The sequence below is a fragment of the Shewanella sp. N2AIL genome, assembly GCF_022690845.1.
Lineage (GTDB): Bacteria > Pseudomonadota > Gammaproteobacteria > Enterobacterales > Shewanellaceae > Shewanella > Shewanella baltica.
On the sequence record NZ_JALBYT010000008.1, the window covers coordinates 38,780 to 53,320 of the forward strand.

11 protein-coding genes are annotated in these 14,541 nt (G+C 47.0%); 3 read left to right on the forward strand and 8 right to left on the reverse strand.

The genetic code is table 11. The annotated features are described in order from the left end of the window. Positions 1-85: 85 nt before the first annotated feature. Complete coding sequence (locus MO387_RS06815; RefSeq protein WP_107949945.1) at positions 86-832, reverse strand: class I SAM-dependent methyltransferase; 747 nt, start codon at positions 830-832, stop codon at positions 86-88. A 266-nt stretch (positions 833-1,098) separates the two neighbouring features. Here MO387_RS06815 and MO387_RS06820 point away from each other — a divergent pair, with 266 nt between their 5' ends. Then, on the forward strand, positions 1,099-3,363 hold the full coding sequence (locus MO387_RS06820; protein ID WP_107949947.1) for a bifunctional diguanylate cyclase/phosphodiesterase: 2,265 nt from the start codon (positions 1,099-1,101) through the stop codon (positions 3,361-3,363). 92 nt (positions 3,364-3,455) lie between these two features. Next, complete coding sequence (gene rlmJ / locus MO387_RS06825; RefSeq protein WP_006079458.1) at positions 3,456-4,301, forward strand: 23S rRNA (adenine(2030)-N(6))-methyltransferase RlmJ; 846 nt, start codon at positions 3,456-3,458, stop codon at positions 4,299-4,301. Between the two features lie 64 nt (positions 4,302-4,365). Here rlmJ and MO387_RS06830 read toward each other — a convergent pair whose 3' ends face one another. From MO387_RS06830 to MO387_RS06840, 3 genes are read right to left on the reverse strand one after another with little or no spacing between them, the layout of a single operon-like run. Next, positions 4,366-5,121, reverse strand: coding sequence for a lytic transglycosylase domain-containing protein (locus MO387_RS06830; RefSeq protein ID WP_107949949.1), 756 nt, complete (start codon positions 5,119-5,121; stop codon positions 4,366-4,368). After that, positions 5,121-6,158: a DUF3137 domain-containing protein gene (locus tag MO387_RS06835; RefSeq protein ID WP_107949951.1), complete on the reverse strand. Its 1,038-nt coding sequence runs from the start codon at positions 6,156-6,158 to the stop codon at positions 5,121-5,123. Before MO387_RS06835 ends, MO387_RS06830 begins: the two co-directional genes overlap by 1 nt. A gap of 49 nt (positions 6,159-6,207) precedes the next feature. Beyond that, complete coding sequence (locus tag MO387_RS06840; protein ID WP_006079455.1) at positions 6,208-6,774, reverse strand: LemA family protein; 567 nt, start codon at positions 6,772-6,774, stop codon at positions 6,208-6,210. Between the two features lie 572 nt (positions 6,775-7,346). On the opposite strand from MO387_RS06840, the gene MO387_RS06845 reads away from it, so the two are divergent. After that, positions 7,347-8,969 (forward strand): AbgT family transporter, encoded by a 1,623-nt coding sequence (locus MO387_RS06845; RefSeq protein ID WP_107949953.1) that lies wholly within the window; start codon positions 7,347-7,349, stop codon positions 8,967-8,969. Between the two features lie 74 nt (positions 8,970-9,043). Here the strand turns inward: MO387_RS06845 and MO387_RS06850 are convergent, their stop codons facing one another. The 4 genes from MO387_RS06850 to MO387_RS06865 all read right to left on the reverse strand — a co-directional run bounded on the left by MO387_RS06850 (position 9,044) and on the right by MO387_RS06865 (position 14,094). Further along, positions 9,044-9,367 (reverse strand): hypothetical protein, encoded by a 324-nt coding sequence (locus MO387_RS06850; RefSeq protein WP_006079453.1) that lies wholly within the window; start codon positions 9,365-9,367, stop codon positions 9,044-9,046. 37 nt (positions 9,368-9,404) lie between these two features. Then, a complete protein-coding gene (locus tag MO387_RS06855) occupies positions 9,405-9,668 on the reverse strand; it encodes a hypothetical protein (RefSeq protein ID WP_107949955.1) in 264 nt (87 codons plus the stop codon). A 136-nt stretch (positions 9,669-9,804) separates the two neighbouring features. After that, a complete protein-coding gene (locus MO387_RS06860; RefSeq protein ID WP_107402968.1) occupies positions 9,805-12,939 on the reverse strand; it encodes an efflux RND transporter permease subunit in 3,135 nt (1,044 codons plus the stop codon). 9 nt (positions 12,940-12,948) lie between these two features. Continuing rightward, the gene (locus MO387_RS06865; RefSeq protein ID WP_006079450.1) at positions 12,949-14,094 is read right to left on the reverse strand and encodes an efflux RND transporter periplasmic adaptor subunit; all 1,146 of its coding nucleotides are present in this window, start codon (positions 14,092-14,094) and stop codon (positions 12,949-12,951) included. Between the last annotated feature and the right edge of the window lie 447 nt (positions 14,095-14,541).

A 14,541-nucleotide genomic window follows, 5' to 3' on the forward strand; every position in this document is an offset into this window, starting at 1 on the left:
CAGCGGACAAGTTGTCTACATGGTCATCATATTTAATGAGTGCCTTGTTTGTTTGTCTGAGCAATCATATAAATAGGTATAAACCCTACTTCATCGCGGCTTTTACGTAGACATCAAAACGGTTTTTCTTAGTTTCGATAACCGTATTTGGCTTAACCCCGTCCAAATCTTCGGCGTAGTCTGGGCGCTTAACGACGACACGTTTCGTTGCTAAAGCTAAAGCGGGGGCGAGTAAACCATCGGCATCTAAATCGGCACCGACTAAGGATTGGAATACCCGCATTTCCTTTTTAACGAGGGCCGATTTATCGCGGTGGGGATACATAGGGTCGAGGTACACCACATCCACCTCTTGTGCCAATTTAGATAGAGCTTCAAGGCTCGAACCGTGGAACAGACGCATCCGCTCACGCATCCAATCGCCGATTTCAGCATCCTGATAGGCGCGACGCAGGCCGTCTTCAAGCAATGCCGCAACCACAGGATGACGCTCAACCATAGTCACAGTGCAACCAAGGCTTGCAAGCACAAAGGCATCGCGCCCTAAACCCGCAGTGCCATCAACCACACTCGGTGTAACCCCTTGCTTTAATCCCACGGCTTTAGCGATGGATTGGCCGCGACCACCACCGAACTTACGTCTATGGGCGACGGCGCCAGTCACAAAGTCCACCACTATACCGTCGAGCTTAGGCTCATCGCGTTTATGCAGTGATAAAGTATCTGATTCAAAACGCAATTCGAAGGTCGCATTCGCATCGTAGACGAGTTGCCAACGTGCACAAATATCCACAAGTGTTGGGTATTGCTGATTGAAAAAAATCGGGGTCACAGGCTGTCTTCTAACCAACGAAAATGATGGCCATTATGCCTAAAAATCTCGTTTATGAATATGCCAGTCAGCAAATCACATCAGCAAACTCATCACTGTCTTAGTCAATTTGTCGCAGTGCACCCTTAAAGATTCAAACAAGCATCACACTGTAATACACTGATTTATAAAGATAGTAATCTATTTGTATAACAATTAAGTGATTTATGTTATATGTTATATCCCCAGTCAACCTGCGTGACTTCCGTATGGGATAAGGACTCTTTTTGCTTCAATGGCTGAAAGGTTTTTTGTTTATTAGGGATCGAGACTTTTTAAATCCTGATAGAACAATATTAAAAACCAGCTTATTGCGGATCATTCTGCTCAGTGGCGCAATGTTGACCGCTAGCATAGTGCTGCATAGCTCTTTAATTGCGTATCAGTTAAACCTCGCTTTCATTATCAGCATTACGGTCAGTTTTTTAACCGTACTCTTCTTAACTTTATGGTTTACCCGCAAATATTTACTCGCCAGCTCAATTAGCCTGCTGGCTATGGTCATTGCCGCCTGTATTTCTATACTCTTGTTTGTCCCAGACTTTAACTTATCCCAGGCAGGGATTACCTTCTTATATACCTTGCCCTTAATGGCGCTTTTTCTATTTGGCAGAAAAGTAGCCGTTATCATGATGTTTTTTAATGTATTGCCTTTTTTACTGCTGCTGCGTAACCAAAATATTCCCCCGATTATTGATATTGATATCAGTCTGCCTGCGACCCACGCTTATCTGAATGGCTTACTGTTTGTCTTTTTTAATATTTGCATTCCCTTGTCAGCGATGCGCCTGCTAAAAACCCAGAAAGTCCATGCGCAGCAAATGATCCAGCATCAAAATGATCTGCAACGTACCTTAGATCAATATGCTGAAATCTTTGAAAATAATGGTACCGCTTCCTTCTTCTGTAATGAGGAAGGCGTGATTCTCAACCTGAATAATGCGGCCAAAGAAATCGCCGGAGAGGTCACACTAAACCGCACTCGCCTATGTGACATTTTTGAACTTACCGAAGATACCAGCACAAATTTACTGGCGGCCGCGTTTCCGACCCATTTAAAGAACAACAACGACGCTAAATATCTGCTGCAGAAAGCCTCATTAGAGCACCATGACACTTTGTTGTTTCACTGCCACGATGTCACTGAACAGGCTAACCATGCGATTGAACTAAGCCGACTTAAAAAGCATCATATCAGCACACATTTCTATGATTTAGTGACCGGATTACCCAACGAGAATCACTGGTATAACCCAGCCCCAAGTACGATCCACTTGGGTATGACCGTTGCCATAGTCAAAATTGATAATCTGAGTCAAATCAATGCGGCATTCGGTATCAGCGTCGGGGATGCCATCCTAAAAGCCTTTGCGACCGAACTCAAAAATCGCTTTGGGCATCACGCAAAAATATACCGGTTTAGGGGAGCCTCGTTTGCGCTTGAGTTTACCAGCCTACCGCTGATCTCCCCCGAAAACCTCGCGCTACAATTACGCGAGCGTATTCCAACGAACCTGCAGCTCAAACATGAACAACAAATTGAATATCATCTCGAGTGCCGAGTCGGTTGCAGTTCGGGTAATAAAGCCTCACCGCAGCAAGCCGCAGAGCAATGTTTAATTGCCATTAAGCAAACCACCCAAGCTAGCCCAGTCATGGTGTATTACATTGGTTTGATTAATAATCTTCTCGAAGCCTCATCGCAGAAAGCTAAAATTCGCGACGCATTGAAACACAATCGTCTGGAAATGTGGCTACAGCCTAAAGTAAGGGCCGATGGCCACATTATTAGCTTTGAAGCGCTGGCAAGAATGTTCGATGAAGACGGCACTATGATTATGCCGAACACGTTTATCCCCATCATAGAGTCATCCCAATTACAGGCGATTTTTGCGATAAAAGTCTTCAGGCAATTACTACAACTGATCCGTTCTTGGCCGAAAAATGTGCCTCTGGTCAGGATAGCCTTCAACTTATCTGGGCAGGATATTTTGTCGGATCGCTTCTTTAAGGTGTTGATCCAAACCTATATGAATCATCCCGAACTCATCCCATTATTAGAAATTGAGATTACTGAAACCTCAGTATTTTCAACCCATAAAGAAACGGGCCGACGCCTAAACACCTTAGCTCGCATGGGAGTATCTATCGCCATTGACGATTTTGGCACTGGCCATGCGTCATTAAGCCAACTCATTGATATCAGTGCCGACACGATAAAAATCGACCGCTGCTTTGTCAGTCAAATGGGCATTAGTGAACGCCATACCCAAATTGTCAACGCCGCCATCCTGTTAGCCAAGAGCTTAAAACTCAACGTCATTGCCGAAGGTATAGAAACCGAAGCCCAGTTATTGCAACTCACGGCGCTAGGATGTGAACAATTTCAAGGCTATCTATTCGGTAAACCCGCACCAGCGAATCTATGGCTGAAAACCTTTCAAATGCAAACGCCCACACACTGGTTCGCCAATAAAAAGAGCGCCAACTAAGGCATTAAATTTACGCCTACAAGCATCGCAGGTATAATTGGCGTCAGGCATTTGCCTCTCTTTGCTTTGTTTGCAAATTACTAGGATCCCCCATGTTAAGTTACCGCCATGGTTATCACGCTGGCAATTATGCCGATGTGTTGAAACACGCCATCTTGCTTCAAACCTTGCAGCTGATGCACAAGAAAGACAAACCACTCGTGTATATCGATACCCATGCGGGTGCGGGTGGTTATGCTTTAAGCGATGAATTTGCACAAAAAACCGGTGAATACCTCGAAGGTGTAGCTAAGCTTTGGGATAAAACTGATCTGCCGCAATCGCTGCAGGACTATGTCGCCGCCGTACGTCATTTTAATGAAGAAAATCCTGACGAACTCAACTTCTACCCAGGTTCGCCTGCCATTATAGACATGGAATTGGGGCCTAAAGATCGCATGGTGCTGCACGAGCTGCACAGCACTGATTATGTGTTGCTGGACGATTATTTCTGCGAAGACAGACAAGTTAAAGTGATCAAAGGCGATGGCTTAAAAGGCCTTATCGCCGCAGTGCCACCCTTAGAGCGCCGCGCTCTGGTGCTCGTCGATCCTAGCTACGAGATGAAAACCGACTATCAAGATGTGGCCGAAACCCTGATCAAAGCGCATAAACGTTTTGCTACGGGCGTGTTTATGCTTTGGTATCCAGTGGTAAATCGCGCTCAGACCGAAGGCATGTTATCGCGCCTCGCCAGCAGTGGTATTAAACGTCAGCTAAGAATTGAGCAGGCGATTAAACCCGATTCGGATGAATTTGGCATGACAGCGGCAGGGTTATGGATCATCAATCCGCCTTGGCAGTTAGATGAAATCGCAACCGAATTAATGGATTACTTAGGTAAGACGCTCGGACAAGCGGACGGTAATATCACAGTAAAATGGGAAGTCGGCGAATAACCTTCTACTCAAATGGCGGCGATGATCTCAGGTTTTCGCCGCTTAATTTAAGCTAACAAAACAGCTAAACGCCCTTCTGCTCGCGATAACGCTTTAATAGAATTTTCACCCGCTCAACATAGGCTTGAGTTTCAGGATAGGGTGGAATGCCATTGTACTGCACCACAGTTGTCGGCCCCGCATTGTAGGCCGCGCAGGCCAAGGCCACATCCCCGTTAAACTGTTTTAGCATTTGCGCCAGATACTTACTGCCACCTAAGATATTTTCTTCGGGTAAAAACGCGTTTGCCACACCCATTTCTTTAGCCGTTTCAGGCATTAATTGCATCAATCCCATAGCGCCAGTACGCGACAATGCACGCGCATTAAAGGCTGATTCTGCGTGGATCACGGCGCGGATCAAGGCGGGGTCGAGTTGATGTTTATGGGCAGCACGGGTGATCAGGGCATCGTAATTGGCGGTAAATAAACGGATACCATTCCAATCTATAGTCGAGTCGGGGCGGCAGGCAAAACAGTCATACAACAGAATTTGATATGGATTATTGGCAGGGGCTTTGTCGGTAAATACAGTCACGCCATTGGCTTGTTGGTATTGATAAATCTTGAGTTTTTCTAAGCCTTCACGGCTGACTATGCCGCTCTCTGAATATCTGGCAACGATACGCGGCTTAGCTTTAACGCTCGCCTCCTCCGCTTTTACACTCATCATCAGACTCGATATCAGCCATAAACACAGACCCAACACGGCAAGGCTGCGAGGCGATAAAAAGGCAGCTGCCATCTGTGTACGAGTCGGTGCTGAGCGAGTGAGCAACATCAAAGTCCCGTGTGCTGATTAAGTTTAAGTACTTCAATAATAGCAAAGAGTTGCTTCATCTCTCGGTTTATCTGACTAAATTCTACTGAAAAGGTCGCGCCATTAAAAATGGACTGCATTTGAAAACGCGTTCTGCGATTTGGCAGGAACATAATCAACTTGTTGCGAAAGAAAGCGCATTGAATATTTCCACCAAAATGCTTGGCAAGTTCCTGTAAGCGCTCCATAAATGCCGTATTGAGCAAATAGCGAGACTCAACTTGATCCGTTGAAAACACATCAAACTCTTTTTCGAATTGCGGATCTTCAAGTTTCACTCGCACCAGTCCAGCATGGCTGTCAGACAAGAAATTCGCTAAACCACCGCGATCCCTCAGCACCACAGTGTGGCCGATAAACGCTTTATGGCTACTCAGCTCAACCACTAAGCCACTAAACTGGGTTTCGGTGCGAGTAACGGTTCTGCGCCTATTGGTGCTGGCATCCAGCTCTTCGACTTGCACATTCTTGGTCAAGGTGAGTTCATTTACAGTTAGCTCAACGCCTTTATAGCGGCCTTGAATATAATCACCGAAACTGACTTTATCGTATTGCGGCAATACTTTAGCCGCAACGAGTCGATTCATATCGAGGCGCATTTCGCGGCTATAAACAAAATCATCTCCGAAATATTTAAACATCAGTGGATAAATATCCCGTTGAACCAAATGTTTAAAATCTCGAGTCGGCGCAAAGCTCCACCAGCTCAACCCTACTAAAGCAAGCAAGGGTAAAGGAGGAAAATAAGCAACGCCGCGGTAATAGCCAATCACAGTCAGCAAGGTCAGCCCAAGTACTATCATCACACTCAAATATAAACGTTTACGCGCCGCCTTAAGACAGGCTACGCGCTTAGTTTCATATTTACGACTAATGGGGGCTAGGTGTTCTTCGTAATACGCTTCGAGTTGAGGGAGTTCATCCAAATCCGCAGACAAACCAACATGACCCCGATAAGTCCGAATCGGGCTACCTAAAATAAAGGTGAAAATATTCATATTGATATCATAGTATTGCAGGGTGATAACTCACCCTGCGTAACTAAGCTTACAAGTATTCGGCCGCATCTACGGGCGCTTTTGCCGCTTCGCTTACCTCATAGAATGGCATCACTTTAATGCTCGCCATAGAAGCGATAATCGAGCCGGGGAAGATTTCAACCGCAGTATTAAGCTCTGACACTGCCGAGTTATAGAAACGCCTCGCAGCGGAGATATGCGCTTCGACCTCGTTATAGGTCTGCATCGCCTGCAACATAGTGTTGTCGGACTTGAGCTCGGGATAGTTCTCCACATTCACCATTAAGGCACCCATTTTGTCGTTCAACCGCTCAGCCTGAACTAAATGCTCTTTAACGGCACTCGGATCGGCCTTGTTGTAATTATGGCTGAGCTGAGTGCGTAATTCGGTGATTTCAGTGAGCAGCGACTTTTCATGATCCATAAATCGTTTGGCGATTTTTAGAATATTAGGCACAAGATCGGCACGTTTGGTTAGCTGTACATCGATACCCGACAGGGCCTCGAGTGCAGTATTGCGCTTTTTGACTAGGCTGACGTACCAAAGATAGGTAACGATAAAAATCAGCGTTAATCCCAATAACAATTTTTCCATCTTCCATCCTTAGGTTTCTTATTCTTGTTAACAGGATACAGCTAATCATAAATGAGTGGACATTTCACCTATGGCACAGGTTAAGACGATGAAATTATTCGCTGGTCAGAGCTGGCAATGGTGAAAGTGGCTATCTGGAGCTTCAACCACCAGCAAAACTTGCCTCTTTAGGCGGGAAACTGTGATCCGGCACATTAAAAAGCGCAATTAAAATATAAATTTAACGATATTCAGCTCCGATACAGCAAACAAGGTCTATAGTGTATCGGCACAACATTAGAGCATCCAATTTTGCTCGTGAATACTGGACTCCTCGAGAGTCCATTTTTTTATCCCCATTTTGCCCTCATCACTTTCACGCCGCCAATCGCAACATTTAAGTTTCAATTAAAACTTAACAATCATACTTTCCGGCTAATTTTTTAACTTTTACCTTAGCTTTCCCCCAGAATACTTGCTGCCAGAGTCATCCCCTCAGCCACCTTATTCGCAGTCGGCCGTCGGCAATGCCTCGCGTCTGTTCTAGGGTCAAAGATAGTGCGCTGCGCAAAGGTCGACATAAAGGAAGAACGATGAGTTTCAATTCCGGCGATATCCCCCCAAAAAAGGCCTCTGAGCCAGATCTACAACATGGCGATATCAGCGCCAGTGGTTGGTTTGTGCGTTTTCTCAATATTGTTGAACGCTTAGGTAATCTTCTACCCCACCCAATCACCCTATTCGCGCTGTTCTGTGTCGCTGTGGTCGTCATTTCAGGTATCGCGGGTTACTTTGGCCTGACCGTTGTTGACCCAAGACCCATTGGTTCCCACGGCCGCAGTGCCGATGGTTTAATCCATGTGGTAAGCCTAATGAACGCCGAAGGCTTGCGGATGATAGTCTCGCATCTCGTGACTAACTTTACTGGCTTTACGCCGCTTGGCACTGTGCTCGTCGCACTGCTCGGCGTCGGGATTGCTGAGCGTTCTGGCTTATTATCCGCCGCTATGCGCGCCTTAGTCATGGGCGCCTCAAAGCGATTGGTTACTGTGACCATAGTCTTTGCCGGCATTATGTCCAACACGGCCGCCGAGCTTGGCTATGTAGTATTGATCCCTATGGCGGCGATGATTTTCCACTCCCTAGGTCGTCATCCTCTGGCGGGTTTGGCGGCAGCTTTTGCAGGGGTTTCAGGAGGCTATAGCGCTAACTTGTTACTGGGTACTGTCGATCCCTTATTATCAGGCATAACCGAAGCTGCGGCGCGCATGATAGATCCTGAGTACAACGTCGGCCCAGAAGTGAACTGGTACTTCATGTTTGTCTCCACCTTTGTGATCACTTTCCTCGGCGCCTTTGTTACCGAGAAAATCGTCGAGCCTAAGTTAGGCAAATACCAAGGTGATGATGCGGATGAAACCGTACTGCAATCGATGGACAGCGTTAGTGAGATTGAAAAGCGTGGCTTAAAATGGGCGGGGTTATCTATGTTAGTGCTCGCCGTTATCCTAGCGCTTTCAGTCGTCCCCGAAGGTGCGCCGCTGCGTCATCCAGAAACTGGCCTTATCTCAGGTTCGCCCTTCCTTAAGGGTATAGTCGCCTTCATCTTTATTTGTTTTGCCATACCGGGCTTTATTTACGGCAAAATAGTGGGCAGCATCAAAAATGATAAAGATGTCATCAATGCCATGTCCCACAGCATGAGCACTATGGGCATGTATATCGTCCTCGTCTTCTTCGCCGCGCAGTTTGTCGCCTTCTTTAACTGGAGTAATTTAGGCGCGGTACTCGCAGTGTTAGGGGCCGATGGGCTGCAATCTATAGGCCTGACTGGCCCTATCGTGTTCCTGTTCTTTATTATGCTTTGCGGCTTTATCAACTTGATGCTCGGTAGCGCCTCGGCACAATGGGCCATTACCGCCCCGATTTTTGTGCCTATGCTGATGCTGGTAGGTTATGCGCCCGAAACAATTCAAGCGGCATACCGTATTGGGGACTCAGTTACGAACTTAGTCACGCCTATGATGAGCTACTTTGGTTTGATATTAGCGGTCGCCTGTCGTTACCAGAAAAACCTCGGTATAGGCACGCTAATCGCCACTATGCTGCCGTACACCCTGGTGTTTTTCGTGGGTTGGACAGCGTTCTTCTTCCTGTGGGTATTTGGTTTTGGTCTGCCCGTCGGCCCGGGCGCTGCGACTTACTACACGCCTTAACCTCAATAAAAAGGGCGTCGATGATCAAGTCGACGCCCTTGCTTTATCGGGTTGATCCACTGAAACCCGTAGATTTAGTCGTATAACCATTCCATCAACAGACTGCAAATGAGCAAAAACATACCTAGATTAAACACATAGGTCTGCAGTGTGGATTTTTCTGGCGTGTCCTTGGCTTGCGACACTATTTGGCTCACTGACATAAAAAATAACTGCGGGGTTAACCCCATGCCGACAAATAACACGGCAGCACCGACGCAGCGGGTTAACTCTGGCACAGCAAGCGCCGGCAAGTAAAATGCATATACACCATAGGCCAAAAACGCCAGCGCTATGCTATGGCATATCATTCCCACGATAAGTTGCTTAGTTGCAAGATTACCCCACGAAAACACCATGTCACCCCTACACTCAGCTTAACCAGAACTATTGATGCTATTGGGCGCGCAGTTTATCTCGCTTACGATGAATCTGCCCCCACGTAAACCAACCAAATAAAATGCCGCTAATGGGATAAATATAGAGCGCTCTTTGCAGTTCCGCCCAGAATGGATCGCCCAAGATAAAATAATGGATTAAGGCGACCATGAAGGACACCAACATACCCCAGTAAAGTACGCCAAAGACCAAAATAAAGTACCACTTACCCTTAGCAAGTAGTGCATCTAGTTTTTGCAATTCCAACGCAGCATCATCCATGTTTATCCCTCTTAGCAATCACCTAAGCGCAATATGCCAGAACTCGCGCACAGTGCCTATCCATCTTTATAACTAACAGCATTCAAATAACAAAAAGCCCCGCAATTGCAGGGCTTTAGTTTAGAAATGACTGAGCTTATTCAGCTGAGTTTGGCTTCTCTTCTTTACCTTTCTTCTCACGCTTACTGAAGATACGCTCCACTATCACGAAGAATAATGGTACGAAGAAGATACCTAGGAAAGTCGAGCTCATCATACCGCCAAGTACCGCAGTACCGATGGCGTTTTGGCTACCAGAACCCACACCCGAGCTAATGGCTAACGGCACAACACCTAAACCAAAGGCAAGAGACGTCATCAGAATAGGACGTAAACGTACACGTACCGCATGCAAGGTCGCTTCGACTAAGCCTGAACCTTTCTCGTAGAACTCTTTCGCGAATTCCACAATCAAGATGGCATTCTTGGTTGCTAAGCCCACTGTGGTTAACAGTCCCACTTGGAAGAACACGTCGTTTGGCAAGCCGCGACCGTTCATTGCAACTAAGGCACCGATGATCCCGAGTGGCACCACAAGCACAACAGCAAACGGCACAGACCAGCTCTCATAGAGTGCCGCCAGTACGAGGAACACCACTAAGATCGACAGGGCATACAGCGCAGGCGCTTGGTTACCCGATAAACGCTCTTCGTACGATAAGCCGTTCCACTCGACACCAAAACCAGGAGGAAGCTGCTTAGCAAGGTCTTCCATGATTTCCATCGCCGCACCGGTACTGAACCCAGGAGCCGTAGCACCCTGAATGTTCATCGACGGTAAGCCGTTAAAGCGCTCTAGACGTGGTGAACCGAATTCCCATGTACCCGTCGCAAAGGCAGAGAATGGCACCATGTCACCCTTGTTGTTTCGCACGTACCAAGAGTCTAAGTCTCCTGGTTGCATACGATACTGGGCATCACCTTGCACATACACTTTCTTTACGCGGCCGCGGTCAATAAAGTCATTCACATAAGAACCACCCCAAGCAGTGGCAAGCACACTGTTCACATTAGTGATTTCAATGCCTAACGCGCTTAACTTAGCGTGATCTACATGTAATTGATAAATCGGCGCATCTTCTTGACCGTTAGGACGCACGCCCACCAGATTTGGATTCTGTGCCGCCATGCCCAGCAGTTGGTTACGTGCCGCCACTAACTTCTCGTGACCTTGGCCGTTCTTATCCTGCAAGTACATGTCGAAACCGTTAGCCGTACCCAACTCGATAACCGCAGGCGGTACGAAGGCAAAGACTAAGGCATCTTTCATCTGGCCGAACACACCCATGGCACGACCCGCAATAGACTTAACGTCCATGCCAGGCGCTTCACGCTCAGACCAATCCTTCAAGCCAACGAAGGCGATACCCATGTTTTGCCCTTGACCCGCAAAACTGAAGCCCGCCACGCTAAATACCGATCTCACGCCTTCTTCAGCCATAAAGTGATCAGAAACTTTCTCCAATACTTTTAGGGTGCTTTCTTGGGTTGAGTTAGTCGGCAAAATAGCTTGGGTAAACAAAATACCTTGGTCTTCGTCTGGCAAGAAGGCGGTAGGCATACGGATGAAGATCCAACCCACTGCAATAACCAGCACAACGTAAATCGTCATGACTCTGAAGCTGCGCTTGATGATACCAGCCACGCTCGATTCATAACGATTAGTCAGCTTGTCGAAAGTACGGTTAAACCAACCGAAGAAGCCTGTTTCTATGTGACCATGGCCCTTCTTGACAGGCTTGAGCATAGTCGCACACAGTGCTGGCGTTAAAATCAACGCCACCAGGACAGACAGCGCCATCGCAGAGACGATAGTGATCGAGAACTGACGGTAGATCACGCCCGTTGAACCTGACATAAATGCCATAGGTACAAACACAGCAGATAGGGTCAGACCAATACCGACTAAGGCACCGGTAATTTGGTCCATCGACTTACGCGTCGCTTCGAGTGGACTTAAGCCCTCTTCGGACATCACCCGCTCGACGTTTTCCACCACCACAATCGCATCGTCCACCAGCAAACCGATGGCGAGCACCATAGCGAACATGGTTAGGGTGTTAATCGAGAAGCCCGCCATCGATAGAATCGCAAAAGTACCCAGCAATACCACAGGTACCGCAATGGTCGGGATCAAGGTTGCACGGAAGTTTTGCAGGAAGAGGTACATGATGACGAACACAAGTACGATCGCTTCAAGCAAGGTATGCACCACACCTTCGATAGATTGCTCTACGAAAGGCGTTGTATCGTATGGATAAACCACTTCTAATCCCTGCGGGAAGAAAGGCTTCATTTCAGCAATTTTTTCACGAACCGCTGATGCGGTATCCAGCGCGTTAGCACCCGTTGCCAGTTTAATCGCTAACCCTGTTGCAGGTTGACCATTATACAGTGACACCACGGCATAACTTTCAGAACCTAACTCAACTCGCGCCACATCACCGAGGAAGACATTTGCACCTGAAATATCCGATTTAAGGATAATCTTGCGAAACTCTTCCGCCGTTTGTAAGCGGCTTTGCGCCGATACGGTCGCGTTCAGCTCTTGGCCAGCCACAGATGGCGCGCCACCTAACTGTCCAGCGGAGACTTGAGCGTTTTGAGAACGAATCGCCGCAACAACATCTAAGCTGGTTAAGCTGTATTGAGTCAACTTCAACGGATCTAGCCATATACGCATCGCGTATTGGGCACCGAACAGCTGAATTTCACCTACACCCGGAACACGGCTCATAGGATCTTGAATGTTCGCACCCACGTAGTCGGCGATATCGCCTTTATCTAACGAACCGTCGGTCGATACGAAGCCTAATACCATTAAGAAGCCTGAACTCGACTTGTTAACGTTAACCCCTTGCGACTGCACTTCTTGCGGTAACAGGGTCATGGCGCCCTGTAACTTGTTCTGAACTTGAACCTGTGCAATATCCGGATCGGCTTCGGCGTTGAAGGTTAAGGTAATAGACGCATTACCAAAACTGTCACTGGTTGAGGAGATATAACGGAGGTTATCAATACCCGTCATACGTTGCTCAATCACCTGAGTCACAGAGTCTTCAACAATCTTAGCGGAAGCGCCAGGATAGTTAGCACTGATCACCACGGTCGGTGGTGCAATGTTAGGATATTGAGACACTGGCAGCGAGCGGAGCGAGAGGACCCCTGCCAGCATGATAATCAAGGCGATCACCCACGCAAATATGGGGCGATCAATAAAAAAACGTGCCATAGCTATGCCCTATTGTGCTTGCGTTTCAGAAATAACTTTGGTGGTTACTGGAGCGCCTGGACGAATTTTCTGTAATCCTTCCACAATTAATTTATCGCCCACAGCTAAACCAGAAGTGACTCGCCATTGGTTGTTAATCACTTCAGCGGTCGTTACAGTTTTCGATTCAACGACACCTTGGTCATTCACAACCATAGCCACTGCTTGACCCTTAGAGTTACGCGTGATGGCTTTTTGTGGAATTAAGATAGCCTGTGGATCAGTACCCGCATTCAACATAGCGCGAACATACATACCAGGTAACAAGATACCTTCAGGGTTAGGGAATTCAGCGCGCAGAATGACTGAACCAGTGTTTGGGTCCACACTCACTTCGGCGAACTGTAACTTACCTGGATGGCTGTATTGTGTGCCATCTTCGAGTAACAGCTGCACATCAGCATTTTCTGAAGCTTGTAGCTTACCTTGCTTCAACTTAGCTTTAAGACGTAACAACTGCGCACTCGATTGCGCGATATCCACATTGATAGGATCAAGTTGTTGAATCGTCGCCAGCGTTTGGCTTTGGTTCGCTGTCACTAACGCACCCGCAGTCACACTCGATTTACCGATACGACCAGAGATAGGCGCTAATACTTCAGTGTATTGCAGGTTGATTTTAGCGGTGTTAATCGCAGCTTCTGCCACGGTGACATTCGCTAATGCTTCTTTATATGCCGCTTCAGCTTCATCAAATTCTTGCTTACTGATGGCGTTGGTTTTCACCAGTTGCTGATAACGTGCAGCCTTAGCTTTTGCTGAGGCTAAACCCGCATTGGCTCTGGCTAAATCGGCATTGGCACTCACTAATGCGGCTTTATAAGTTGCAGAGTCAATTTGATACAAGGATTCACCCTGTTTCACATTGCCACCTTCAACAAAACTACGCTTAGTGATAATACCGCTCACCTGTGGACGAACTTCGGCCTCGAGGAAAGCTTTACTGCGTCCTGGTAACTCCACCTGAATCACTTGTGGCTGGGCAACAACATTAAGGATTCCCACTTCCATACTACGTGGGCCAGCGCCCGCCTGAGCTTTCTCTTCTTGAGGGCTGCAAGCTGCCATCCATAACGCCACGCTTATAACTGAGGCAAGTTTAATTGTCTGCCGCATGAGAACTCCTTCAAATATTAACTGCCCACATACCAGTACACTTATTGCGCTGACACGAGCCGTAATTGTAACTAAAATCAAATCCGTTATTTATCTCATAGCCTATATGAATCAACAAGGAAGATAACGAAACTAAATTGTAAACTAATGAAAATTTTCACTCATTCGACATTACTATATTCATCGAATTGTTATTCGATTTAAAAAGCCTGTTAACTTTGGGTAACATTGTTAGAGGGATATGCCGTAAAACACCCAATAAGCCTACTCCATATTGAATATGTTGCAAATCTGTTCATATTCTAAACTTGCCATAGGCCAAGGCCCACAGCTCAATAGCGTTAGCTTAACCGCCACTTGTTGCAATAATTTGTACATAGAGACGAAAACGCAGCACTGTTGTTTTTACTCAGGCCACTCTCAGCATCAAGTCGCTAAAAACGACCT